This window comes from Mucilaginibacter rubeus (genome assembly GCF_014643835.1).
In the GTDB taxonomy this organism is placed as follows: Bacteria; Bacteroidota; Bacteroidia; order Sphingobacteriales; family Sphingobacteriaceae; genus Mucilaginibacter; species Mucilaginibacter rubeus.
The window spans coordinates 710,966-737,678 of record NZ_BMKD01000001.1; the positions used below are offsets into that span (position 1 = coordinate 710,966).

Consider the following 26,713-nt stretch of genomic DNA (forward strand, 5'->3'; position numbering starts at 1 on the left):
AAAGGAGAGGGCTCTAAGTGATACTAAATAATATTAATAATTCCTCCCCTTTGGGGAGGTTAGGAGGGGTAAATGATAAAGAATTACTTCAAAACCGCCTGGCGGAATATCCGGAAAAGCAAGGTTTTTTCGGCTATCAACATTTTTGGGTTGGCCGTTGGTATGGCAGCCTGCATCGTAATCACGCTTTTTGTTTATTACGAAAAAAGCTTTGATAACCTGCATACTAAAAATATCTATCGCTTAAACGAGGTGCAAAAGTTTGAGGGAATGGGAGCCACGCAAAAAGTTGCCTTATCTATGTTCCCAATGGGGCCAACACTTAAAGCCGATTTTCCGGAAATAAAAAACTTTACACGTGTTCGCTGGCAGCAAAAGTTTCCGCTCAATAACGGACTTAAACGTGTGTACATGCCACAGGTATTCTTTGTGGATTCGGTTTTTTTGAAAATGTTTGATTTCAAACTGCTAAGGGGCGACAGGGCAACTGCCTTATTAAAACCGCGCAGCGTTTTATTGACGGAAGATGCCGCAAAACGTATGTTTGGCAATGATGACCCGATTGGTAAAACGGTTACCAATTACGGGCAGGATACCATCACCTATTCGGTTACCGGCATATTGGCTAATGTGCCCAAAAACTCGCAATTGCAGTTTGATTGCCTGTTTTCGTTCAGTAGTATTTATAAGAAATGGATGTTTACCAACTGGGGCGGCAACTGGTTAAATACCTATCTTGAACTGGCCCCTGGTACCAACGTAGCGGCGCTTGAAAAGAAGTTTCCAGCCTATCTTCAAAAATATAAAGGTAAAGACGGCCCTAAAAATTATGAGCTATTCTTGTTATCCCTGAAAGATGTTCACGCTAACTCGGCTGATATAGGGCTGGATTATATCAACTATCAAAAATTTGATAAACATATCACCAACCTGTTTACAGTTATAGGGATCATTGTTTTGGTAATAGCCTGTATTAATTTCATTAACCTTTCAACCGCGCGGTCATCGGAGCGGGCAAAAGAAGTTGGCGTACGCAAGTCTATTGGCGCAGGGCGTATTCAGCTGGCCATGCAGTTTTTGGGCGAAACGGTGTTACTTTCCCTGATAGCTTTAGTTTTTGCATGTGTTTTGGTGACCCTTGCCATTCCGTTTATCAATAGTTTGAGCCAGCGCGATATCAGTTTGCCGCTGCATGATAACAAAATGCTTATCGGAGTGGTGTTTATAAGCACAGTGCTTGTCGGTATTATATCCGGTATATATCCTGCACTCTTTCTGTCGTCATTTCAGCCGGTCAAGGTATTAAAAGGGGCTTTAACTTCAGCAGGAGGTAATAAGGTGCCACTGCGTAATATTTTGGTTGTTGGCCAGTTTACGAGTGCTGTAATCTTAATGATAGCTACGGTTTTGGTTATCAGGCAACTTAAGTTTATGCAGAAAAAAGATCCCGGTTTTAATCGCGATCAGATTGTTAATGTTCCTTTGGGTTTGATCCCGCAAAACAAATATGATTTGTTTAAACAGGAGTTGCTTTCCAACTCGATGGTGCAGGGAGTTACTGCATCGCAGGATATTTTGGGTAGCCACCTTGACCAAACAGGTATCTCATTTAAACTTGGTGATTCGCCGTTGCGCCAGCTTACTTCAACATTGCTGGTGGTTGATAATAACTACCTTGATCTGTATAAGATCAAACTGCTGATGGGTAAAAATTTTTCTACCGATACTTCTGCGGTTTGGAAACAATATATCATCAATGAAGCGCTGGCTAAGGAGTTGTTGAAAGATCATAAAGGGAAAAATATGGAATCCTTATTGGGGCAAAGATTTGGTTTTGATTCGTTGGGCGTGATTACCGGAATAGCCAAGGATTTCAATTTCAATTCCCTGCATTATAAAATTGAAACGCTGTTCCTGGTAAATGGTAAAGGGTTTAACCAAATGTCAGTTAAGATCAACGGCGGCAGGGCTAAGGAAGCGGTAGCATTCATCCAGTCAACCTGGAATAAAGAGTTTCCGGGTGTGCCTTTTGAATACCAATTCCTTGATGATCATTTTAAAGAAGTTTACAGCGTTGACAACCAGATAAGTACCGTAGTAAGTATCTTAGCTGGACTTATCATTATCATATCCTGTTTGGGGCTGTTCGGCCTTGCATCTTACTCAGCCGAAAAACGAATCAAAGAAATCGGAGTACGCAAAGTATTGGGGGCATCGGTACAAAACATTGTGATGCTGCTTTCGGGCCATTTTGTAAAACTAGTGTTGATTGCCAATGTCATTGCCTGGCCTATCGCATTTTATGTCATGAGCAAGTGGCTGCAGGACTTTGCCTATCGTATTGATATCAGTTGGTGGATATTTGGTATTGCCGGGCTTACTTCGCTGGTTATTGCCTTTGCAACGGTAAGTTTCCAGGCTATAAAAGCGGCGGTGGCTAACCCGGTTAAAAGTTTAAGGTCAGAATAGATTCGTTCATTGGTTCACTTGTTCATTGGTTCATTAGTGAACACGGGGTAAGTGAGAAAAGATTTTGTAAACATGCAAATACCAATGAACTAATAAACCAGTGAACTAATAAACTAAAAAATGATTAAAAACTATATAAAAACAGCATGGCGTAACCTGGTTATCAACAAGGTTACTTCACTCATAAGTATTGCGGGATTGGCAGTTGGAATAGGCTGCTTTATATTGCTGGCTACCTACCTGTTAAATGAATTACGGTACGATAGATTTCATGTAAAAGCCGATAGGATAATCCGTGTGGTTTATAATTATAAATCATCAGACGATGCTGAAGCTAAATCAGTATCGGTAACGCCAACTGCGCCTGTGCCCGTATTTAAACAGCAATTACAGGAAATTGAGGATGGTGTACGGATTTACCGGTATAACAACCCGGTGCAATACCAGGACAAATTATTTAACGAAAAACGGTTCTTTTTAGCTGATGAGCCTTTCTTTAAGATCTTCAGCTTTAAGTTTTTGAAAGGTAATGCCGCTACCGCGCTTAGAGACCCGTCGGCTGTGGTGATCACCGCTTCTACGGCAAAAAAATATTTCGGCAACGAGGATGCCGTAGGCAAGGTTTTGAAGGTTAATAACAAGCAAAACATGATGGTTAGCGGTGTGGTGGAAGATGTGCCCGAATACTCGCAGATCAAATTTGATATGATCGGCTCCTATGCCGGCTTAGAACATGCTAAAACACGCAAATGGGATTCGGCTAATGATTATTCGTACCTGCTGTTAAAACCGGGTGTTAATATGGCCTCGGTTGAGCAAAAAATGAACAACTACGTAGCCGAGCTGTTTAAAGATGATTTTAGGCAGGGGCATAAAATGTGGTTCAAGCTTGAACCTTTGACTAATGTTCACTTGAAATCGGCGGCTACATACCCGCTAACACCATCCGGCAATATCAAATACATTTACATTTTGGGTGCGGTTGCTGTTATTTTATTGCTGCTGGCTTGCGTAAATTTCCTGAACCTGATAACTGCTAAAGCTATAGAGCGTGGCCACGAAATAGGGGTAAGAAAGGTAATGGGCGCAGCCCGTACCCAGCTTTTTGTTCAGTTCATTATTGAGTCGGCGATGATCACCCTGGTATCGCTGTTAGGTGGTTTGTTTTTAGCCGATGTAAGTTTTAAATGGTTCAGCGATTTTTTGGGGCAGCAATTGGGTTTTCAAACGTGGAACATTTCATGGCTTATCATGGCCGTGGCTGCCCTGTTTGTAACGGTAACTTTTTTAGCCGGGACTTATCCATCGCTATATTTATCTTCATTTAACCCCATTGTCACTTTAAAGGGAAAACTTACAAATACAACGGGTGGTAAAGCTTTACGCAGATCGTTGGTTATAGTTCAGTTTGTTGTATCTGTGTTCTTTATGATCTGTACGGTTATAGCCGGCAGCCAGCTGCGATACATTCAGCATTTGAATATTGGTATCGACCGGTCGCAGGTAATGGTACTGGATCTTGGTGGCGAATCATTAAAAGAGGTCCAATCATTTAATAATGCGGTAACTCAATTGCCGGGAGTGCTTGGTGCTACCGCGTCGTATGACTCGCCGGTTGATGTTCACGGCGGATATAGTATTAACAAGGCCGATGGCAAAAACAGCGACTATAATCTTTCGGTAACCGCGTTGCCGGTAGAAAAGAATTTCTTGAAAACACTCGGCATCAAACTGGTTCAAGGCATAGATTTTACTAATGCCGATGAAACACGCGCTACCGATCCCGATCAAAACAAGCGCTATTATGGTTTTATCATCAATGAAAAGGCTGCTGAAGCTTTGGGCTGGAAAGCCGAAGAAGCGATAGGCAAACACATTGGGCTAAACGGCCGTACTGGCGAAGTCAGGGGAGTTGCACAAAATTTCAACTTTGCATCCCTGCATCAGGAAGTTACCCCAATTGTAATGTTTACTGAAGATTATTTTGGTAAAATACTCGTCAAAACCTCTGGAAATAATATTGGTAAAACCATAGCTGTAGTAAAAGAGAAATGGGCCGCCTTTAACCCGGCCACACCGTTTGAATATTACTTCCTCGACCAGGAATTTGATGACATGTATAAGGTTGAGCAGCGCATAGGTTCAATACTAACTGCGTTTACTTTGGTTACAATTTTTATTTCCTGTTTGGGTTTATTTGGCCTGGCGGTATTTTCAACCAGGCAAAGGGTAAAAGAAGTTGGGGTACGTAAGGTTTTAGGTGCAAGCGTTTTCAGTATAGTGAAACTTGTTTCAGGCGATTTTTTGAAACTGGTAATTATATCGGTTATCATCGCCTCACCAATAGCCTGGTATGTCATGCACAAGTGGCTGCAGGACTTTGCTTATAAGATCAGCATACAAATATGGGTATTCATAGCTGCAGGCACAGTGGCCATACTTATCGCCTTTATTACCGTGAGTGTGCAATCACTTAAGGCCGCGCTTGCTAACCCGGTTAAGAGTTTGCGGTCTGGAGATTGATTATTTAGGTGAAAGGTAATAGGCGAAAGCTGAAAGGTTTATTAGCGTTGATGTAATGTTAAATATACCTTTCAGCTTTTTGTTTTACTTAAGCTCTGTAGAGCACCGAAGTTTTGGATCCCGCCGCCACTACCTGTTTGCGAAAAAAAATACCTTTCACCTTTTGCCTTTTACCTTTCTCTTCAAAAAACACTGTATCATAACCGTACGCATCTTGTTACATAAGCGTACAGTGAAGTTTTGATAGGATGGTTTAATTTGTTGATAATTAGTTAGATATAACTTTGGTATGTTATTGATATGTTAATCGCAAAATGATGAGTATTATTGTTTAACTCATTTATTTACTAACAAACTAATTCAATAACTAAAAATGTTATCACTGCAGCATATTTCAAAGTATTTCCAGGTAGGGGGCAACAGAAACATCATTCTTAATGATCTTAGCCTTGAGGTTGACGAGGGCGAATTTATTTCGATCATGGGCCCTTCAGGTTCGGGCAAATCAACATTACTTAATATCATAGGTATGCTCGACGAACCATCAGACGGTTACCATTATTTTGAAGGTCATGCGGTGCATCAGCTTAAAGAAAAACAACGCTCGGCTTTATACAAGCAATATATTGGTTTCGTTTTCCAGGCTTACCATTTAATTGACGAGCTTACCGTTTATGAAAACATTGAAACCCCACTTATTTACCAGGATTTTAAAAGCGCTGAGCGTAAAGCCATGGTTGCCGATATGCTCGACCGCTTTAACATTGTTGGCAAAAAAGATCTTTTCCCGGCACAGTTATCGGGCGGACAGCAGCAGCTTGTGGGCATAGCGCGCGCGCTTATTGCAAAACCAAAATTGTTATTGGCCGATGAACCAACCGGTAACCTCAACTCAAAACAAGGGGAGGAGATTATGGAACTATTCCGTAAGCTGAATAAGGAAGATGGTGTGACCATTATACAAGTTACCCACTCCGAAAAAAATGCCGAATACGGTTCGCGCATTATCGATCTGCTGGACGGTAGGATCGATTCATCAAGAAAACTCTGAACTCAATAATAAAATGCGATACTATAAATTACTATTTCTCGGTCTTGTTACGTTGTCGTCGGCAAAAGCGTTTGGCCAGTCTGATACATCCCTTTCGTTGCAGAAATGCATTGATATTGCTATAAAAAATAACCTTGATGTAAAGCAAAGCGAATTAAAGGCCCAAAGTGCCCGCATTGATTTTATGCAGGCTAAAGAAAACATGCTGCCAACTTTAAATGCTAATATAAACCACGGTATAAACCAGGGGCGTAATATTAACCCCTTTACAAATACCTATGTAAATCAATCATTAACTTACGGCAACTACAGTCTCGAATCAAACCTTACGCTTTTTGGTGGTTTACAAAACGTAAATGCTATCAAACAAACTTCGCTGGCTTACCAGGCCGGTAAAATGGATTTGCAGCAGGCTAAAGATCTGGTTACTATAAATGTGATTACTGCCTATTTGCTTGTACTGGATAATACGGAATTGTTGGCACAGGTTAAAAACCAGGTTGATGTTTCGGCAAAGCAGGTTGAAAGGCTAACTGTTTTAGAAAAGGATGGTGCTAATAAATTGCCATCTGATCTATATGATTTGCAGGGTACACTGGGCGATAACAAGTTGAACGTTGTTGCGGCTAACAGCGCGTTGGAAAGTGCCAAACTGAGCTTATTACAAATACTTAATATCCCATATAATAAAAATATTGTATTGCAGCCCATTAACGCACAGGACGTTTCAAATCAAACTGCGCTCACGTCCGATCAGGTTTACGATACAGCGTTGCAGCAACTGGCCTTAGTTAAAGCCGCCACGCTTCGCCGTCAAAGTGCCGAAAAAGCAGTCAGCGTAGCTAAAGGGGCTTTGCTGCCAAATGTTTCGTTATATGGCGGTCTGTACACCAATTATTCAAGTGCTGCGCAGACCTCGGTGTTCACCGATTCATCAACAGTAAAAACAGGTGATTTTATAAATACGCCAGGTGGTAAGCAACCAGTTTTAACTACGCAGGCTAATTACGTAAATAAGGATATCGGCTACTATGACCAGTTTAAAAATAATTACAGTACACAGTTTGGTGTAAGTCTAAAGATCCCGATCTTAAATTATTTCCAAAATCACAATAAGGTGGCCAAAGCAAAGATCGATTTGCTCAATTATAAATACATAGAGGAAAATACTAAAATTAAGCTGAAACAGGATGTTGAACAGGCTTATCTTAACATGACATCGGCCTATAACAGGTATACTGTGCTCCTTGAGCAGGTTAAAGCCTATGCCGAATCATTTCGTACTGCCGAAATACGGTTCAATGCGGGTGTTTTAACTTCGGTTGATTATGTAGTAGCAAAAAATAACCTTGATAAATCAAAGATAAACATGATCAACGCCCGCTATGACTGTTACATTTATAACAAAATCCTTGATTATTACCAGGGAAAATTAGCGTTGTAAATGCGACAAGACTAACAAAGCCTATACTTTTATTAAAAATTATAAGTTAAATATCCGGTTAAACTTTACTGAATTATCAGTTGGGTTTAGCCGGATATTTCTAATTTAGCAGCGGTTTTGCAAACAATAAGGTTTGCCAAGACTTAATACATCATTCAAACACCTAAAAAAATGAAAAAAGCAATTTTACTCTCCTTATCTATTTTTTTACTGTCAGTTGGCGTTTCAAAAGCCCAGGTAATCCCGAGCTTTTCTTTCGGCCTTAAAGGCGGCTTAAACTATTCAACGTTTCCCTCAAACGGCGTTTTTAACAACGATAATAAAGCAGGTTACCAGGCTGGTGCATGGGCACGAATAGGCGGCCTGGGCCTAATTTTTCAACCCGAACTTTATTATACTAATAAAAGCGTAACTGTAAATAATGGAGGTGTTTCAAATAAACAAAGCTTTAAAAGTTTTGATGTTCCATTGCTTGTAGGTGCTAAAGTTGGTGCCTTAGGTTTAGGTGGAAGGTTTTATGGTGGGCCGGTGCTTTCATTTACAACCGGAAGAGATAGGGATGCATTTAATGATGCAACAGCGTTAAGATATAAAGACGCGAACTACGCAATACAGGTAGGTGCAGGTGTTGATATCAGTAGCCTGTCTATCGATCTTCGTTACGAAGGTGGTTTAAATAAAATAGCTTATGGCAACGATAATTCACACACACGTGTTAGCTTGTTTAGCCTTGCTGTTGCTTATAAATTGTTCTCGTTATAATTTCCCAGTCCCTCAAAAAATACTGAAAGATCCTCCGGTAACGGCGGGTCTTTTTTGCGTTAGATCGGAGTGTAAACTTTCTTATTGTTTAGTTACGCAATCGATTGTATATATAGTATTATATTTTAGCTTTTATTTGATAGAATAGTATTATACTTATTGTACAATGTACACCTATATTTATCTGCCATTTATGCGTCAGTTATCTGTTTAAACGCGGGTTTCGGACGTTTTCTAAAATTCAGGGCAGATGAAAAAATACCTTTCAATCTCATTTTACAAATTTTTGTTTGCGCTATCGCTGATAGGAGGCAATACTTCTGCTCAAACCGATACAACTTCGAGGCCGATCCGCCTCAATCAAATTGGCTTTTACCCCGGTGCCATTAAAAAGGCCATTGTTTTAAGTGACAGAGGGGGCGACTTTTTTATCCAAACCATTCAAAAGCAAACAGTATTTACCGGTAAGCTTAAACCATCACTTAAACCAAACTTTGCCGGTCATATTGTTCAATTGGCCGACTTTACTACGTTCGGCAAGCCCGGCAGGTATGTACTTTATGTCCCATCTGCAGGTTATTCTTATCCCTTTGAGGTTAAAGTTCTGGTTCATAAAGCTGTGGCAGCCGCTGCTATCAAAGCCTATTATTTTATGCGCTCGGGCACACCGTTACCCGAAAAGTATGCCGGCAAATGGCACCGGGCCGAAGGTCATCCTGATACGGTTGTACAGATCCATCCATCTGCCGAAAGTGAAGGGCGGAAGGCTGGCTCAATAATCTCATCACCGCGCGGTTGGTATGATGCCGGCGATTATAACAAGTATATTGTGAACAGTGGTATTACAACAAGTACGTTGCTTTCTTTATATGAGGATTTTCCCGCTTACATGAAAACAGTTAAGCTTAATATCCCCGAAAGCAGCAACAAAATTCCGGATGTTTTGGATGAGGTGCTTTGGAACCTGCGTTGGATGCTGACTATGCAGGATCCCGCCGATGGCGGCGTATACCATAAGCTTACCAATGCTGCTTTTGATAAGTTTGAAATGCCCGATAAAGACACATCGCCACGTTATGTGGTACAAAAAGGTACTGCGGGCACGCTTGATTTTGCCGCTGTTATGGCGCAAGCTTCCCGCGTTTTTAAACAGTATCCTAACGAGCTACCGGGCTTAGCCGATTCATGTATCAATGCTGCTCAAAAAGCCTGGAGTTGGGCCGGTAAAAATCCGATGGTGGCCTACCGGCAGGATGAGATGAACAAAAAGTTTGAACCGAAGATCACAACAGGCGGTTATGGCGATAATAACTTTACCGACGAGTTTATCTGGGCGGCATCCGAGCTGGCAGTCAGCACCAGTGAGGTTGACTATCTTAAAAATATTAATCTTTTGCCTGATAGCCGGATGCCGGTACCTACATGGTCGCAGGTTAGGCTGTTGGGGTATTATACGCTGATCAAAAATGATATAACAGGGAAAACCGTCCCCGCGTTACCAGAAATAAGGAAGCGGCTTATCAACACGGCCGATGATATGATTAATGGGGTTGACTCAAACGCTTATCAAACAGTGATGACTAAATCAGCCAGGCATTTTGGCTGGGGCAGCACGTCCGAGGCCGCAAACGAAGGAGTTCTGCTTATCCAGGCTTACAAGTTATCGGGCGATAAAAAATACCTGGATTATGCTTTAGCAAATCTTGACTACCTGCTTGGCCGTAACGGCACTGGTTATTCCTTTGTAACAGGGTATGGTACTAAAACACCAATGCATCCGCACCACAGGCCTTCTGCAACTGACGCTATAGTTGACCCAATACCAGGCCTGCTTGTCGGCGGCCCCAATCCAGGTATGCAGGATGGTGTCAAATTGCCATCAAAAGTGCCCGATGAGGCCTATATTGATGATGAGCACGCTTACGCCGCCAATGAAATAGCCATAAACTGGAATGCCCCGCTGGCTTATCTGGCTAATGCGTTAGAGGCTTTGCAACACAAGTTAGCGAGTCAGACCACAAGATAATAAAATATTAGGCATATATCTGCGACAGGTCAACCTTCAAGACCCCGTAGGTTGTAAGACTTTATTATCGCAGTAAAAAGAAAGCGCTTCTTCAATTAATTAGAAGCGCTTTTTGTTTTTTAAGAACTTACGAGGTCTCTAAAACTTCGTAAGTTTGAATTTATCGTTACTTCACCACCTCAACCCATTGTCCTTTCAATAAGCTGCTGATTTGGTTATTATACATCGCCTCGCAATAAACAGCTGGTAAATAATATTTACCTGTGTACGCTGCATTAAGCATTACATAATAGGTTGATTCCTGCCCTTCGTATAAACTGAAATAAGTATTCACCCTATCGTCGCGAATATCGCGGTAATCAGATGGTGACGATTTAAAAGCTTCATCACCAAGCAGCCGGGTATTCAAGATCTCCCAGCCTGACGGGAAGATCTGGGTGAGGGCCAGGTTATCATACCTGCCGCGTTTACCGGGGTTTTTGATGTTTACCTGTGCTACAAAATCGGTCCCTTGTTTTAATGATGATGGGTCAATAGGCTTACCTTTAAGCGAGAAATAACCGACGCGCATCTGTAATACATCGGAGTTAAGGATTGATTTGGTATCCTGTCCGGATGATGGCTGGCCTTTTTGTATCAACCTAATGTACAGTTTGTTGTTGCTGTTATTCTTTAGGTAAACTTTACCTCCGTTGCCCGCCAGCGCTCCCTGCCATAAGTACGAACTCGTACTGATGGAGGCTTTGATGTTGCCTGCCGCATAGTTAAATTCAAGTTTGCCTGCAGGTTTATTTTGGCCGTAAAACTGCGCCAATGCTATCAGCGAATATGCTGTGGTTTGGGTACTGTACCAATCGTCCTGCGATAAGCGGGCGGCAACAGTGTGCACCAATCCAGCGGCTTTTTGTTTTTGATCGAGTAATGTAAGGGTTTCCAGTATCATAGCCTCATCTCTTAAATCGGACCCATAGGTGCCGTAAAGGCTGTTGTATGGCTTAACGGTGGTTGATAATTTAGCTATCATCCGCAGGCCAACTTCGGGTTGTCCGGCAAGCTTATAAGCGGCAGCAAGGCGCCATGCAGCGGCGTCGCTCAATAACGCAAATTCACGCAGGCGGTTCATCGCACCCATTTCAGGCGAGCGTGCCAGTGCCAGCAAGTATAAACGATAGGCCTGGGTAAGGTCATCTTCGTAATAGTATGGCTGCTTGCGTGGTGCCCAGCTAAGTGCTTTTTCTTTCTGGTATTTTTTCCAGCGGTCGATAAAGCCTATTGGCATACTAAAGCCTTTTGCCTGTGCCGCTAACATGAAATGCCCCGCATAATTGGTTCCCCACTCATCGGCTTCGCCGCCGTAAGGCCAGTAGCTTAAGCCACCGCCCTGTACCTGGAAGCCATTGAGCCTGTTAATGGTGGCTTTAATATTCCGGTCGGTTTCGGCTCTTTGTTTTGGTGAAAGGTCAAGCAACTGGTTCAGGTATAACTGGGGGAAAGCTGATGATGTGGTTTGTTCCACACAGCCATGCGGATATTCAATCAGGTAATCCAAACGTTTTGAAAGGTTCAATGGCGGGATGTAAGCTACTTCAAGCGTGGCTTTATTAGTACCGTTGATGCCAACCGGCTGATAATCGGTATTCCACACTTCGCCCGGCGCAAGCTCTTTCTGAACAATGCGGGTAACCGGCGGATTAGGGTTGCGAACGTTAAGATCAACATCATAAGCAGCTGTTTCCGAACCGCTTTTGGCAATTATTTTTACTTTACCTACGCCGACAAAATCTTTAACGTTCAAATCAAAGGTTACCATCTGGTCGCCGGGCTTATCGAAAGTCAGCGTCTTTTGGTTATTGCCGCCCAAATTGCTGAAAGCATTGCTTTGCACTTGTATGTTAACGGTTTTAATATTGTTCTCCATAGCAAAAACGGTAACCGGTAACTGGATGCTTTCGGACGGGCCAAGCACACGCGGCAGGGTAGCCAGGATCATCAAGGGTTTTTTAACAGCTACAGCTTTTTCGGCAATACCATAAGCGCCGTTATGCCCGGCTACTATCATAGCCTTAACAGATCCAACGTATTGCGGCAATATAAAGCGCTGTGTTTGCTTTTCACCGGCATCGAGATGGAAAGGCCCAAGGAATTTTACAACAGGCTTAAAACGGTTTACAGATACGTTTTTGTTGGTACCGAGGTTTCCGTCGCCGCCGATGCTTAAAATTCGATCCAGCCCTCCGCCAAACGCGCCTATCACATAGTCGAACAGGTCCCAGGTTTTTACGCCTAAAGCTTCATGAGCATAAAAGGTATCATGCGGATCGGGCAGTTTGTAATTGGTGATATCTAATAAACCTTCATCAACAATAGCGATAGTATAGGTCATTTCCTTGCCCGACGCTTCAGATACGGTAATGGCTGACTGTGTTTCCGGCCTGATCTTATCGGGCATGCTGATGATTGGTTTCAGGATGGTTTCCGGGTTTTCAACCTGCAGCGGGATGGCACCATACATGCGGATAGGCAAGTCATTAACCGTTTGCGAATGTTTTTGCAGTAGCGTAACATTTACAAAAATGTTTGGCGCCATTGTTTCATCAACCGTAAATATATATCGGGTTTGTCCCTTTTTCGTATCTATCCAGGTTGTTTTTAAAACCTTGCTGCCGTTTTCAAAACTAATCAGTGCTCGACCAGCTTCTCCTGTTGGAATGGTCAAAGTTGCCTCATCGCCAACTTTATATGCAGGTTTATCTGAAGTAAAAGATAACATTGCAGCCTCGGTAGGATTGGTGGATTGTAACCTTTCCGACCAGTTTGGCCAATCCACATAAATGATCTTACCTGTTGAATGGCCTGTTTGCTCGTCTTTAACTTTAATGAGGTAGCGGCCCCAGTCGGCTTTGTTGATATGCAGCTTCCATTTCCCTGCGCCACCGGTAAGCCTTACGGTTTCAGTTTTGATAAGTTTATTATACTTATCCTGGGTAAAGTTACTCATTTCATTGCCGGTTTGGTCCCACCACCAGCGCCATTGTACCTTGTATAGTTCAACCTGCACATCGCGGCTACCCGGCAGGGCGTTTCCATTCACGTCCACATCGGCAATATCAACCATATGATCTTTATCGGTAATCAACATGCCCGAAAGGTCACTGCCTTCAGGTGTCTTGATCCCTACGTAGCCTGGGTAAACGTTATAAGGCATGCTCACCTGGTTGATGCTGAAATTACCGCCCGGCTCAAATACCTTAACCAGGAAATTCGCACGAAGCTGCCCAGGGGCCTGTTTCTCTACATTTACATTGGCGTCAACATCGGCTGAGCCTGTTTCGCTTAGCTTGCCATCAAAAACGGTTTGAACCTGCGTATTAAAGGCCAGTGTAGGATCATCAAAAACATAATCCTTATATTTTTTGAAGCTGGTATTCTGTGCCGATAAATAAGCATCAACTTTGGCTTTTAAGTTTTGGGCCGCACCACCAAAAAGCCATTGTGCACTTAGTTTTCCATTGGCGTTGTTTCCTTTGGTCAATTCAGCAGCCCCGCCGAAAGACAAGCTAAGCTTAAGCCGGTTAGGCATTATGGTTTCAACTTTTATTTTTTTCTCAAAAGTAGCGCCTCCAACTTTAACCTTAGCTGTCCAGTTACCGGTAGGGGACGAGGTTTCCGTCGCTGTATGGAAACTGTAAAATCCATCTAAGCTTTTGGTTTGGGTAATGCGCCTGTAAAGCTTATCACTTGGGTCATATAATTCAAACTCAACAGGGTGATCGGCAGGAAGAGTTTTTAATTTATCCTCCAGAATAAAGGATGTATAAATAGAATCACCAGGGCGCCAAACGCCGCGTTCGCCATAAATAAATCCTTTGAGGCCATTCTGCACTTCTTCACCGCCAACGTTAAATCTTGACAGAGGTAAAGAGCTTCCGTCATCCAGCTTTAGGTAACCGCGCTGTACGCCTTTTTTGGCTACCAACAGGTACGGTTTACGCTTCAGGTCGAATTTGGCAAGCCCATCGCCGTCGCTGGTTGTTTTGTAAATCACCTGTTTTTGGTAGTCAAGTAATTCCAAATCCACGTTATTCATCGGCTGGGCACTAAGTATATCAGTAACAGCTATCAGCATACTGTTATCATTGCCACGTTTGGCAATAAGACCAATGTTTGAGGATATGATGTTTCGGGTAGCCCAGCGTTGCTTACTATAATACGAATCTGTGCACGCATCGTCGCGTTCCTGCCAGTTATACCCTTCGGGATAGTAATTGTCGTAGCGTTTCCAGAAGTCGTCGTCCTCGTCGCTTACTTTTGATGAATTGTCGCTGTATTCACCGCCATAGTATTCGCCTTCGTCACTATCACCGTTATCTTTTTGAACTTTACCGCTATAAACCTTGCAGTTGAACAACGAGTACGATCGCCTGAAACCGATTACCACGCGATAGATAGCGCCGGGTTCAGTTCGGATCATCTGGTCAAGATCAAGCATAAAGCGGTTTTTCTTGTGCAGGTTAAGACCTTTATCATTATCCAGGCGGATAGTTTTTTGCACTATGGGCTTACCAACCTGCCTTAATTCGGCACTGCCGTCAAAACCATTGCTTTGAAAGTATTGAGGTACGTTGTTTTCGTAGATCTTGATGATGGTCACATCAACCGCGTTCAGGTTAATTGCTTCAAACGGCATCATAATGCGGCCCGAATCGGGGAGGATCACACCCTTGCCGGGGATAGTAACTGCAGGCAAACGATTTTCAAAGAATAAATTAGCGGTATAACCCTTCGTGATCCTTTTAAGGAGCGTGTTTTTAATGCCTTCGTTCACAGATATGGTGTAATCCCCCTGCAAACGATCAGGTGCGTAAACTTTGACCAGGCTGCCATCTATGCTATAAGCAGGATCAGTTATATTATTGATTGTGATAAGCCCGTTAAGCTCCTGGCCAACCAAAATATTATCCGAAAATTGTACTTCAACATACTGATCATTGTCCTGCACAGCGCGGATATTCAGTACCTTAAAATCGCCAATGGCGGGCACTTCAAAATTCTGGTTACCTTTTTTATCTACGCCAATGCTGCTGCCATCCCATTTAATAGTAAGTGGATTGGCTTTGCCTGCAATACGGGTTAAGCCGGCTATGGTAAAATGATGGTTTTTGTGGGCAGCGTCATGCTCCCAGTTTATTTTTACCGGAGATGCGTAGTTGGGTGTGAGGATCTTATCAACAGCCGATGGATCTTCTGCATCGGCTGTTTGAACATCGCCAGTCAGTTTCATTTCGGTGTTTGAAGTGCTGCTTGCAGTTTGCATGCCAACAAATGAAACCGTAAAATCGGGCTGAATAACCTGGAAATTAAATTTAAAGTGCTCAAAATGATCCGACACTTCAATAAGCTTGCCCAATTTAAAATCGGCAGTATAGTTTTTACCGGGGTCGAGCTTTTCATCGGGCCTGAACTCGATGGTTCGTGCATCCGTCCAAATAGCCTTTCCTTTTATAGCCGGTGAAAAGTTGAAAAGATCTTCGGTTATTTCCTCATTTTGTTGGTGCGTTACCTGCACGTCATTGGCCAGCCTGATACGAATGGGGCTCTGTTTGGAAATAACACCAGTTGTATACGACTCGATATACTTGCTGAAAGCAGGATCAACTATTGTTTTTTTATGGCCATGAGCTACCAGGTATACGATGAGTAATGCAAGAGCAATGGTAGTGACAACAGTGATTAAGGTTTGGCGTTTGCGGAATTGATTGTATCCGTTTTCCATGAATAGGTTTATTTATTATCAGGTAAATTATGAAATTTATGACAATAAATAATTTAAAGCGAAAATTATTTTATCATAACCCCGGGCTTATTTAAAACCGGGATCTTGATAAAATTCATCTCCACAATACTTTCAGGAAGGAATATAAATTTCTTGTCGAAAATGTCTTTGCCTATATAATAGCTGAGCCAATATTCGTTATTAAGGCCGAAGGTTTGCTCATCAATAGGCTCGATAAGCTTATATGCTTTGCTGTCAACAACAGGGATCATATGCCTCAGGGTAGAGGTTTTTACCTGTTCGCCGTCCTTTTCCCCATAGCCTTTTGAGGTTATGAGCACGTTTTCGATCGGCTCGTTTTTAAGGTTAATGAGATATACATACCATACCTTACTTTCCACGCTCTCGCTCTCTAATGCTACCGCGATAGCAATATCCTTTACATTATTTTCGGGCAGGTCTTTTTTCATTCTTTTGGTTGATTGGGTTAATTAGGCTGATTAGGTGAGTGGTTTAGTAAAGATGCGATTAGAACCATTCCCCTAATCAACCCAATTAACTATTCACTACTTCTTCTTAGTTGCCGCCTTTTTCCTGGCCGGTGCTTTAGTTGCAGTAGGTTTAGCTGAGGCAGCAGTTTTACCAAAGCGGCCTTTTTTTGCATCCTTCGGTGTTGCATCGGCGAGTGCCTTGCATTCCTCGTAGGTCAGGGTCAAAGGATCTTTATCTTTAGGGATCTTAACGTTCAGTTTGCCGAATTCAATATAGGGCCCCCACCGGCCGTTCAATACTTTTACATCCGGATCTTCATCAAAAGCTTTGATTAACTTTTCAGCATCTTTTTTTCGCTTAAGGTTAATGAGCTCAATGGCTTGTTCCTCGGTAACATCATGCGGGTCGATCTCTTTAGGTAAAGATACAAAAGCGCTGTTGTGGCTGATGTAAGGCCCGAAACGGCCGATGGCCACTTTCATTACCTTGCCTTCATACTCGCCCACAACTTTGGGAAGCTTGAATAGCTCAAGTGCTTCTTCAAGGCTGATGGTCTCGATACTCTGTCCGCTCCGAAGACTTGCATAGAGGGGTTTCTCTTCGTTTTCGTCTGTAGCGCTCTCTCCAACCTGTACAAATGGCCCGAAACGGCCTATCCGAACAGAGACTTTTTTTCCGCTTTCCGGGTGGATGCCTAATTCGCGTTCGCCGGTTGCTTTGTCGGCCTTTTCGATGGTGCTTTCAACTTCTTTATGGAATGGATTATAAAAATCATGGAGCATTGCAGTCCACTCTTTCATTCCTTGCGCTATCTCGTCAAATTGTTTTTCAACGCTGGCGGTAAAGTTAAAATCAACAATATCCTTGAAGTATTGTACCAGGAAGTCGTTAACAACTGCACCAATATCAGTAGGGAACAGTTTGCCACGTTCGGCTCCGGTGTTCTCTGTTTTTTCCTCTTTGGTGATGCTGCCCGCCTTCAATGTTAACACCCGGAAATTACGCTGTTTACCTTCGCGTTCTTCCTTAACCACATAACCACGGTTTTGAATGGTTGAGATAGTTGGAGCGTAGGTTGACGGACGCCCGATACCAAGCTCTTCCAACTTTTTCACTAAGCTCGCCTCAGTGTAGCGTGCCGCCGGACGTGAAAAACGCTCTGTAGCCGACATTTCCTGTAATGCTAAACGCTGACCCTTGGCTAAAGGAGGCAGTATGGCATTTTCACCGTCCTGTTGTGGTTCGTCTTCCTCATCTTTCGATTCGAGGTAAACTTTCAGGAAGCCATCAAATTTCATTACCTCGCCGTTTGCCATTAAATCTTGATTACGGGTTGAGATGCTGATTTTTGCTGTGGTTTTCTCAAACTGGGCTTCGCTCATTTGCGAGGCGATGGCGCGTTTCCAGATTAGCTCATATAAGCGCTTTTCTGCCGATTCACCATCGATAGAATGATTATTGAAATATGTTGGCCTGATCGCTTCGTGCGCTTCCTGTGCACTGGCATTTTTGGTTTTATATCTTCTTTGCTGATGGTATTTTTCGCCATAGGCCGATACGATTTCGCTTGCAGCCGAATTTAAAGCCAGTTCAGACAGGTTTACCGAATCGGTACGCATGTAGGTAATGTAACCAGATTCGTATAGCCTTTGTGCAACCTGCATAGTCCGCGCTACTGAGTAACCAAGTTTACGGCTTGCTTCCTGTTGAAGGGTAGAGGTAGTGAACGGCGCAGCTGGCGAACGCTTTGTTGGGCGGGTATCTAACGATTTTACATCGAAATCGGCCGCAATACAATCCTGTAAAAACTTTTCAGCATCTTCCTGTTTTGCAAAGCGCTCTGGCAATTCGGCTTTAAATGCTTCTTTGCCTTTACCAAATATGGCTACAATTTTAAATGATGCTTCTGATTTAAATTTATTTATTTCACGTTCACGATCAACAATAAGCCTTACCGCAACTGATTGTACGCGACCCGCTGAAAGCGACGGTTTTACCTTTTTCCATAAAACCGGGGAAAGCTCAAAACCTACCAACCTGTCTAAAACACGGCGTGCCTGTTGAGCGTTAACAAGGTTATAGTCGATTTTACGTGGTGTATCTATTGCTTTTAAAATGGCCGGCTTAGTGATCTCATGAAAAACGATACGCTTGGTATGTGTGTCCTTCAGATCCAATGTTTCAAATAAGTGCCAGGAAATGGCCTCACCCTCGCGGTCCTCGTCCGATGCGAGCCAAACCATTTCGGCTTCCTTAGCTAACTTCTTTAATTCGCTAACTACCTGCTTTTTATCTGCGGGTACCTCGTATTTTTGTTTAAAGTTATTAGCTATATCAATTGCATCTTCCGACTTAACCAGATCACGGATATGCCCATAGCTGGACTTTACAGTAAAGTCCTTTCCAAGGTAACCCTCAATGGTCTTAGCTTTCGCAGGTGATTCAACTATCAGTAAGTTTTTGGCCATTTAATCAGTTTTAGTTTTTGCAAATAAAACATAAAGTAAGCGAAACACCAATTAGTTTTTAGTAAAAGGTGTAAAAGTTGGAGGCGAATTATGTTTTAAGTTGAGATTTTTACGCGAAAATGCCTGTGAAAATTATATTCTTGCAAAATAACTAAACTGATTTTAACAAAATGATAACGAGCCGCTAAGGCGGTTCATGTTGTTAAGTTCAAAAGATTGCAGTAAAAGGGCTCTTTACATCAGGAAACCGCCGCCAACAAGGTCATCCCCTTCATAAAATACAGCTGATTGGCCCGGCGCTATGCCTGATACATTATGATGAAAATCAACTTTCATATGTTCGCCCATTTGAAGAATGGTGCTTTGCGCTCCGGCATCTTTATAACGGATTTTGGTAATAGCTTCGAGCGGCTCATTTATATTTTCATATTTAATGAGGTTGAGGTTTTTTACCCAGGCTTGTTTGCGTTCAAGCTCGTCGGCGGTGCCTAAAACAACTGTGTTGGTAGCCGGATCGATTTTTGTAACAAACATAGGATGACCTAATGCCACGCCCAAGCCTTTACGCTGGCCAATGGTATAAAAAGGATAACCCTGGTGTTTGCCTACTACGGTGCCGTTGGTAAGTACAAAATTACCCGGACCTATGCGCTCGTCAAGGTCTTCTACTTTATGGCGCAGAAACGAGCGGTAGTCATTATCGGGTACAAAACAGATCTCGTAGCTTTCACTTTTGCCGGCAAGCTCTATTTGCCCCATATCAAGTGCCATTTGCCTGATCTCGGGCTTTGAAAAACTACCCAACGGGAATTTAGTACGTGCAAGATTTTTTTGAGACACCCCCCACAATACGTACGATTGATCTTTATTGGTATCCTTACCTTTTGATATCACGTAACGGCCGTTATCCTGCAAACGGATATTGGCATAGTGACCGGTAGCAATAAATTCACAGTCGAGCTTATCAGCACGTTTTAGCAATGCTTCCCATTTAATATGGGTATTGCACAAAACGCATGGGTTAGGGGTGCGACCGGCTAAATATTCATCAACAAAGTTATCGATCACAAAATCGCCAAACTCATTACGGATATCTAATATATAATGAGGGAAACCGTAACCAACGGCAAGGGCACGCGCATCATTGATGCTATCTAAACTACAACAGCCGGTTTCTTTTGAGCTGCCGCCCGATGAGGCATAGTCCCAGGTTTTCATGGTTAAACCAATAACTTCATAGCCCTGTTCATGCAGCATCACTGCCGCCACCGAACTATCAACCCCGCCGCTCATTGCCACTAATATCCTGCCATGCTTACTCATAATGCTGCAAAGATACCTATTTGATTTTTATGTTAACACAAGCTTGGTCAGTATAGGGTAAAATGTGTTGAGATAACTATTGCTTTGTATTAATTAATAGTTAATTAATGCTGTATTCCAGTATTTTATATAGATTATATTAAGCAAAAGTGATGATCATATTCAAAACAAATTCGGGATAAATACTGCTCATAAATCCTGATTGCGTCGTCTTTAGTTTTATTGTTTCTTTAATATAAGTTAAAATACCCCAATAGCTATTTCCTTAACATACTATTAATATTGTATAATAATTGATAAAATTTAATCTACTTAGTGTAAAAAGGGCTGATTAAAAAAAGGAATTAAACGCGCGCTCCGGGAGTTCATTTCGTTGTAAAAAGTGTGTTTGTAACAGGTGTAGGTGATACACAAATTTCAACATTAAAAGACATTTGTTGCTAAAATTTTAAATAATAAATGTAGAGTTGACTATTATAAAAACAAGCAACATTATTTATTAAAAATAACGTAAAAGTGATGCTGCCTATTGTAACGGACCTATTACATTATAAATTTGCTATATCCTAATTAATAAAACAATGTTAACTCAATTGACTTTAGAACAAAAATTACAGGGCGTAATTTTAGTGATTATTTGCTTTATTGCAGCAGCCAACTACTTAATAAAGTAACGCTTAACAATACGAATAAACACGTTGAGGTGCTTACTACACAGAGTAAGCACCTTTTTTATGCATATGGTTTTACAGGATGTCTTACGGATTACGTGTTTGTCCGTTGCCTTTAACTATCCACTTGTAACTGGTAAGTTCTTCCAGGCCCATAGGACCGCGGGCATGAAGTTTTTGAGTGCTGATGCCAATCTCGGCGCCAAGACCAAATTGGGCGCCATCAGTGAACGCTGTTGATACGTTTGCATAAACAGCTGCAGCATCCACATCATTTAAAAATTTAGCAATGTTTTCTGCATTTTCAGAGATAATGGCTTCACTATGTTTTGAACTGTTTACAGCGATATATTCTAACGCTTCAATAAATGAACTTACCGTTTTAATAGCCATCTTCATCGAAAGAAATTCGGTACCAAAGTGTTCTGGGCTGGCTTTATGCAAAAGGTTGGAAGGATAATTACTTCTTAGTGCTTCAAAGGCCCGTTCATCGGCAAAGATCTCTACTTCTTTTTCCTTTAGGATGTGTGCCAGTTGCGGCAAGTCATTTAAGCGTGCCGAATGGACTATCAAACAATCCAAGGCGTTGCAAACACTTACCCGGCGGGTTTTTGCGTTGGCAATAATTTCAGCACCTCTCTCTACGTTGCCCGATTCATCAAAATAAGTATGCACAATACCGGCACCTGTTTCAATAACCGGTACCTTGCTATTATCCCGCACAAAATCAATCAGCGACTGGCTTCCCCTTGGGATGAGCACATCGATATAACCAATAGCTGTCAATAAGGCGGTAGTGGCTTCACGGTCGGCAGGGAGCAGGGTAACTACATTAACATCAACGCCATGCTTTATCAATACCTTATGGATAACGGAGATAATGGCCCGGTTGGAGAAATCGGCATCACTACCACCTTTTAATACACTGATGTTACCTGTTTTAAAGCAAAGAGCAAAAACATCAAAAGTAACATTGGGGCGGGCTTCATATATAACACCAACAACGCCAAGCGGTACGCGTATCTTTGATATCGATAAGCCATTAGGCATTTCGGTAGCCGAAAGTTGTTTTCCAAGCGGACTATCCAATTTTGCGACGCTTATCATATCGCTTGCAATACCTTTTATCCTATCGGCGGTAAGTTTCAGGCGATCATATTTAGGATCAGCCGGATCCATTCGGTCAAGATCTTTCTGGTTTTCGGCCAGGATATATTCGGTTTGAGCTATCGCCTCGCCAGCAACATCCTCCAAAATTCCGTTGATTGCGGAAGGGGCGAGGGAGGCTTTGCGGCTTGCTTCACGTGCTTTATCAAAATAGCTGTTATAATTCATGGTGTTTAGCCTTGTAAGTAAAGATAATCATAATGTACCAGTGCCTTTTGGTTTTTTTGGCCTACACGTTCGCGGGCCTTATCGGCACCATATTCGGCAATGCCTAAACCAATAAGCTTATCGGTATCATCTATCAGTTTAATAATATCGCCTTTTTTAAAGTCGGTTATTACTCCCACTATGCCAACCGGCAATAAGCTGGTTGCCTTGTTTGAGATGAGCGCGGCTTTTGCGCCGGCGTTAATGAGTACACTGCCCGTTGCTGATTTTTCGGAATGGGCAATCCACTTCTTTTTGCCTGATGCTGTTTTATTGGGAATGAAGCGGGTATGTGTAACCTGGTTTTCCAAAACATCGGTTAAAATCTGGTCCCGTTTGCCATTGGCGATGTGCACCGAAATACCAAGCTGGGCGGTTTTTTGCGCCATGGTTGACTTCGTGATCATGCCACCTCTGCCAAATTGCGAACGTCCCGATGATACAAAGCTTGAAAAATCGAGTTCATTACCGCTAACCTCGTCTATTACTGCCGAACCTGCTGCTTTGGGATCGCCATTGTAAATACCATCAACGTTGGTGAGGATGATGAGCGCATTAGCGTTTAGCATAGATGCTATAAGGCCTGCCAATTCATCATTATCGGTAAACATAAGCTCGGTTACCGATACCACGTCGTTTTCGTTTACCACAGGGATCACCTCATATTGCAGCAACGCCTCAAGGCAGTTTTTCATATTGAGGTAATGCATCCTGTCCCTGAAATCCTCGCGGGTAACCAAAACCTGCGAACATAATATCTGAAACTGCTCAAACAAATGTGAATAGGTATTGATCAATTTTACCTGCCCAATGGAGGCCAATACCTGCCGGGCCGCAACAGCATCTGATTTTTCGGCAACCGTAATTAGGCTGCGACCGGATGCTACAGCGCCTGATGAAACTAGTATCACTTCAATGCCTTGCTTTTTTATCGCAGCTATCTGGTCAACCAAATGGGTTATTCGCGGAAGGTCGGGGAGCCCGTTTTCCTGGGTAATAACATTTGAGCCGATTTTGATAACGATGCGTTGATAATTGAAAGCCATTAGTGCAGTACAGATTGAGGCTTCAATATTACAAATTTGGGAGAAATTAGGCGTTGTTTATTTTGAAATATCCAGTAAAGTGATGGATTTTATAGTGAAATGATGCGAAAGCCATCAAAAATTTAAAAAAACAGACAGAAAAGCTTGACAGTTAGTATTAAATTTATATTTTTGTCGACTAATTCTATAGACAATGTATCATTTTAGTGCCGCTCTGTCCAAGTTAAAAATGCAGCTCCTAACTGCAATGTGTTGTTGTTGAGCCATAACCTCCATCAACGATAATACACAACCCAAAATCACAATTTTAATTACCACCACCACAAATTACTTCATGAAAATTTTTACAAACTTAGTTAGAATACTTGTGCTCTTCCTGGTACTATTGCCGGGTATAAGTTATGCACAGCTTAACGGCTCATATATATTGAGCGGAAAAGTGAACGACGATCAGGGTAAGCCGCTGATAGGGGCAACCGTATCTATTAAAGGCACAACCAATAAAACATCAACAGATACTACCGGTAAGTTTTCATTAACTACCAGTGCCAAATTGCCCTATACACTTGTTTTTACCGCGATCGGTTATCAGCCGCAGGAGTTTTACATTAAAAATGCCAATAGTGCCGTAAATATTACGCTTACTACGCAATCATTGTTGGTTAATGAGGTGGTAGTAACGGCATCCCGTAAGGAGGAAAAATTGCTTCGCTCGCCCGTAGCTATCGAAAAATTGAGTATCACGGCGTTAAAACAATCGCCCGGCCCAAGTTTTTATGATGCTTTGGAGAACGTGAAAGGCGTACAGATGACAACCACCAGTATCACCCTCAAAGTGCCTAATACCCGTGGCTTCAACAGTCCCAACAACTTCAGGTTTATGCAACTGGTTGATGGTGTTGATATGCAGTCGGCTACATTAGGTGTACCGCTTGGCAATGCCATTGGGCCGACTGAACTGGATATTGCCAGTGTGGAGATCACCCCGGGCGCTGCTGCTGCCCTTTATGGTACCAACGCTATCAATGGTTTATCAAATCTGTTTACTAAAGATCCATTCAAATACCAGGGCTTAAGCTTTTACCATCGCCAGGGTTTAAACCATGTTGGTAAAGACCGCTTAGGGGCAAGTTCACTTACCGAGGATGCTTTGCGCTATGCCAAAGCTTTTAACGATAAGTTTGCGGTGAAAGTAAACTTTAGCTATATGCAAGGTCAGGACTGGCAATCAGATACCCGTAATGATCAAAACCCAACCAACCTTAAATCAGCTAATCCTGCTTATCCTGAATTAACCGGTACCAGTAACGCTGCTTATGATGGCTGGAACAAATATGGTGATGATGCCCTTGCAGGTAGTAATACCGTATCAATAAAAGGTATCACCGTTGATGGTAAAGCCCGCCCTAATCTTACCGTTGCCCGTACAGGCTACAATGAAGTTGACCTGGTTGACCCACACGTGAAAAACTTAAAATTGGATGGAACTTTATCTTATAAATTATCGCCAAACACCATCTTGTCGTATACTTATCGCTATGGCAGACTTGATGGCGTGTTTCAGCGCGGTAACAAAATCTCGTTACAAGGCGCAACAGTTCAGAATCATAAAATTGAGTTAAAAGGAAAAGATTTCCTGGTTCGTGGTTATGAATCAATAGAAAATACCGGCAACTCATTTAACGTAAAACCGCTTGCTGATAACCTTGATCTTAAACATGCAAGTAACTCGGCCTGGGCCACTCTATATGGTAATGCTTTAAAAGCCTACAATGGCGGTGTGCTTACTTCCGCAAATCTTGCTGCGGCAGAACAAGCTGCACGTGCTGCCGCCGATAAAGGCCGGGTTGAACCAGGCACTCCTGAGTTTGACGCGTTACGCAAAACCATCATTGGTATCAATAACTGGGATATTAAGTCGAGCCTGATCCCCAACGCCCCGGAAACAGGCGGTGCAGCTCTATGGCAAAAAAGCCATATGTACAACGGCGAGGCCCAGTGGGACCTGAGCAGGAAGGTTAAATTTGTTGACCTGTTGGTTGGTGCTGATGTACGTGTGTACAGTATTACACCTGATGGCAATAACTTCGTTGATTTCAGCCGTCCTATTGCAGACAGGAATACCCCATTGGCTGATGGCTCTTTCGGTAAAGACGTTATCTATAAAAAATACGGTGCATTTACCCAGATTACCAAAACCTTTTTTGACGAAAAACTGAAAGTATTCGGCTCTATCCGTTGGGACCGCAATCCATACTTCGATCCTAAGTTTACACCGCGTTTAGCTGCTGTTTACACCGTTAATCAAAACCATAACTTCAGGTTTACATTCCAGAATGGTTATCGTTTCCCTTCATTGTTTGAGGCTTTATCATATGTAAATAACGGTCGCGTAAAACGTGTGGGTAGTTTACCATTCATTAACGAAGGCTTAGGATACCTTGGTAATAGCTATACCCAAACATCTGTAGTGGCATTCAATGCCGCAGTAAACGCTGCAGGCGGCTCAGACCAGGCAGCTTTGGCTAACCGCAACCTGTTAAAAGTAGCGGACCTGCCACCTGCCCGCCCGGAGCAAATTACTTCTTTCGAGGTAGGTTATAAAGGTATCGTAGCCGACAATAAAGTGTTCATCGATATTGACGCTTACACCAACCGTTATGATGGTTTCCTTGGCCAGGTACAAGTTTTTGTGCCAAACGGTGCTACCGTAGGTTCAGACGCAGCTGTATTAGCCATGCTTGACATTAACCGTGATCCCACGACAGGCACATCAAGTAACGCAGCCAGCCAGGGGCAAAGCAGATACCGCGTTTATACCAATGCTAAAAACATCTATCATAATTATGGTTCTTCGGCAGGTATCACTTACAATTTCTACCAGCACTATACAGTATCAGGTAACGTGAGCTTCAATAAGCTGAAAGCCCAAACAGCTTCAGATATTTTTGTTACAGGCTTCAATACCCCTGAGTGGTCGGGCAATGTATCATTCGGTAACCGTGAGGTGGTTAAAAACTTCGGCTTCAACGTGGTTTACAAATGGCAGCAGTCATACCTGTGGGAGAGTCCGCTGGTTACAGGTACCGTGCCTTCAATTAAAACAGTTGATGCACAGGTTACTTACCGCGTACCTTCATACTACGCAACCTTTAAATTAGGTGCTACCGATATCTTTAATAAAAGGTATTACCAATACGCCGGCGGGCCAACCATCGGTGGCTTGTATTATGTATCGGTAACGCTTGATGGATTACTTGCTGGCAATAATAATAACAAATAAGCGCTTTT

General features: G+C 42.6%; 13 protein-coding genes. 7 read left to right on the forward strand and 6 right to left on the reverse strand.

Annotated features, from left to right (window positions below; all coding sequences use genetic code 11):
* Nucleotides 1–72: 72 nt before the first annotated feature.
* The 6 genes from IEX80_RS02855 to IEX80_RS02880 all read left to right on the forward strand — a co-directional run bounded on the left by IEX80_RS02855 (nucleotide 73) and on the right by IEX80_RS02880 (nucleotide 10,275).
* Nucleotides 73–2,469 carry an ABC transporter permease gene (locus IEX80_RS02855; protein WP_090525374.1) on the forward strand — a complete coding sequence of 799 codons (2,397 nt, stop codon included), beginning with the start codon at nucleotides 73–75 and terminating at the stop codon, nucleotides 2,467–2,469.
* 120 nt (nucleotides 2,470–2,589) lie between these two features.
* Nucleotides 2,590–4,992: an ABC transporter permease gene (locus tag IEX80_RS02860; RefSeq protein ID WP_188831865.1), complete on the forward strand. Its 2,403-nt coding sequence runs from the start codon at nucleotides 2,590–2,592 to the stop codon at nucleotides 4,990–4,992.
* A 373-nt stretch (nucleotides 4,993–5,365) separates the two neighbouring features.
* A complete protein-coding gene (locus IEX80_RS02865; RefSeq protein WP_176624504.1) occupies nucleotides 5,366–6,043 on the forward strand; it encodes an ABC transporter ATP-binding protein in 678 nt (225 codons plus the stop codon).
* A gap of 13 nt (nucleotides 6,044–6,056) precedes the next feature.
* Nucleotides 6,057–7,487 carry a TolC family protein gene (locus IEX80_RS02870; protein WP_188831866.1) on the forward strand — a complete coding sequence of 477 codons (1,431 nt, stop codon included), beginning with the start codon at nucleotides 6,057–6,059 and terminating at the stop codon, nucleotides 7,485–7,487.
* A gap of 171 nt (nucleotides 7,488–7,658) precedes the next feature.
* Entirely contained in the window at nucleotides 7,659–8,249 is a 591-nt protein-coding gene (locus tag IEX80_RS02875; RefSeq protein ID WP_176624508.1) for a porin family protein, read from the forward strand.
* 250 nt (nucleotides 8,250–8,499) lie between these two features.
* Nucleotides 8,500–10,275 (forward strand): glycoside hydrolase family 9 protein, encoded by a 1,776-nt coding sequence (locus tag IEX80_RS02880; RefSeq protein WP_188831867.1) that lies wholly within the window; start codon nucleotides 8,500–8,502, stop codon nucleotides 10,273–10,275.
* A 166-nt stretch (nucleotides 10,276–10,441) separates the two neighbouring features.
* Here IEX80_RS02880 and IEX80_RS02885 read toward each other — a convergent pair whose 3' ends face one another.
* The 6 genes from IEX80_RS02885 to proB form a co-directional block, all read right to left on the reverse strand.
* Nucleotides 10,442–16,048 (reverse strand): alpha-2-macroglobulin family protein, encoded by a 5,607-nt coding sequence (locus IEX80_RS02885; RefSeq protein WP_188831868.1) that lies wholly within the window; start codon nucleotides 16,046–16,048, stop codon nucleotides 10,442–10,444.
* Between the two features lie 65 nt (nucleotides 16,049–16,113).
* Nucleotides 16,114–16,518, reverse strand: a complete 405-nt coding sequence (locus IEX80_RS02890) for a hypothetical protein (RefSeq protein WP_090525388.1) — start codon at nucleotides 16,516–16,518, stop codon at nucleotides 16,114–16,116.
* Between the two features lie 96 nt (nucleotides 16,519–16,614).
* Nucleotides 16,615–19,008: a type I DNA topoisomerase gene (gene topA, locus IEX80_RS02895; protein ID WP_188831869.1), complete on the reverse strand. Its 2,394-nt coding sequence runs from the start codon at nucleotides 19,006–19,008 to the stop codon at nucleotides 16,615–16,617.
* Between the two features lie 234 nt (nucleotides 19,009–19,242).
* Nucleotides 19,243–20,331 (reverse strand): tRNA 2-thiouridine(34) synthase MnmA, encoded by a 1,089-nt coding sequence (gene mnmA / locus IEX80_RS02900; RefSeq protein WP_090525391.1) that lies wholly within the window; start codon nucleotides 20,329–20,331, stop codon nucleotides 19,243–19,245.
* A 758-nt stretch (nucleotides 20,332–21,089) separates the two neighbouring features.
* On the reverse strand, nucleotides 21,090–22,337 hold the full coding sequence (locus tag IEX80_RS02905; protein ID WP_176624516.1) for a glutamate-5-semialdehyde dehydrogenase: 1,248 nt from the start codon (nucleotides 22,335–22,337) through the stop codon (nucleotides 21,090–21,092).
* Nucleotides 22,338–22,342: 5 nt separating this feature from the next.
* On the reverse strand, nucleotides 22,343–23,422 hold the full coding sequence (gene proB / locus IEX80_RS02910; RefSeq protein WP_090525396.1) for a glutamate 5-kinase: 1,080 nt from the start codon (nucleotides 23,420–23,422) through the stop codon (nucleotides 22,343–22,345).
* A gap of 334 nt (nucleotides 23,423–23,756) precedes the next feature.
* On the opposite strand from proB, the gene IEX80_RS02915 reads away from it, so the two are divergent.
* Nucleotides 23,757–26,705: a TonB-dependent receptor gene (locus IEX80_RS02915; protein ID WP_188831870.1), complete on the forward strand. Its 2,949-nt coding sequence runs from the start codon at nucleotides 23,757–23,759 to the stop codon at nucleotides 26,703–26,705.
* The last annotated feature ends 8 nt before the right edge of the window (nucleotides 26,706–26,713 follow it).

Bases quoted from the DNA above. Each gene is read 5' to 3' on its own strand.
- IEX80_RS02855 (WP_090525374.1), top strand. From the start codon at position 73: ATGATAAAGAATTACTTCAAAACCGCCTGGCGGAATATCCGGAAAAGC.
- IEX80_RS02860 (WP_188831865.1), top strand. From the start codon at position 2,590: ATGATTAAAAACTATATAAAAACAGCATGGCGTAACCTGGTTATCAAC.
- IEX80_RS02865 (WP_176624504.1), top strand. From the start codon at position 5,366: ATGTTATCACTGCAGCATATTTCAAAGTATTTCCAGGTAGGGGGCAAC.
- IEX80_RS02870 (WP_188831866.1), top strand. From the start codon at position 6,057: ATGCGATACTATAAATTACTATTTCTCGGTCTTGTTACGTTGTCGTCG.
- IEX80_RS02875 (WP_176624508.1), top strand. From the start codon at position 7,659: ATGAAAAAAGCAATTTTACTCTCCTTATCTATTTTTTTACTGTCAGTT.
- IEX80_RS02880 (WP_188831867.1), top strand. From the start codon at position 8,500: ATGAAAAAATACCTTTCAATCTCATTTTACAAATTTTTGTTTGCGCTA.
- IEX80_RS02885 (WP_188831868.1), bottom strand. From the start codon at position 16,048: ATGGAAAACGGATACAATCAATTCCGCAAACGCCAAACCTTAATCACT.
- IEX80_RS02890 (WP_090525388.1), bottom strand. From the start codon at position 16,518: ATGAAAAAAGACCTGCCCGAAAATAATGTAAAGGATATTGCTATCGCG.
- topA (WP_188831869.1), bottom strand. From the start codon at position 19,008: ATGGCCAAAAACTTACTGATAGTTGAATCACCTGCGAAAGCTAAGACC.
- mnmA (WP_090525391.1), bottom strand. From the start codon at position 20,331: ATGAGTAAGCATGGCAGGATATTAGTGGCAATGAGCGGCGGGGTTGAT.
- IEX80_RS02905 (WP_176624516.1), bottom strand. From the start codon at position 22,337: ATGAATTATAACAGCTATTTTGATAAAGCACGTGAAGCAAGCCGCAAA.
- proB (WP_090525396.1), bottom strand. From the start codon at position 23,422: ATGGCTTTCAATTATCAACGCATCGTTATCAAAATCGGCTCAAATGTT.
- IEX80_RS02915 (WP_188831870.1), top strand. From the start codon at position 23,757: ATGAAAATTTTTACAAACTTAGTTAGAATACTTGTGCTCTTCCTGGTA.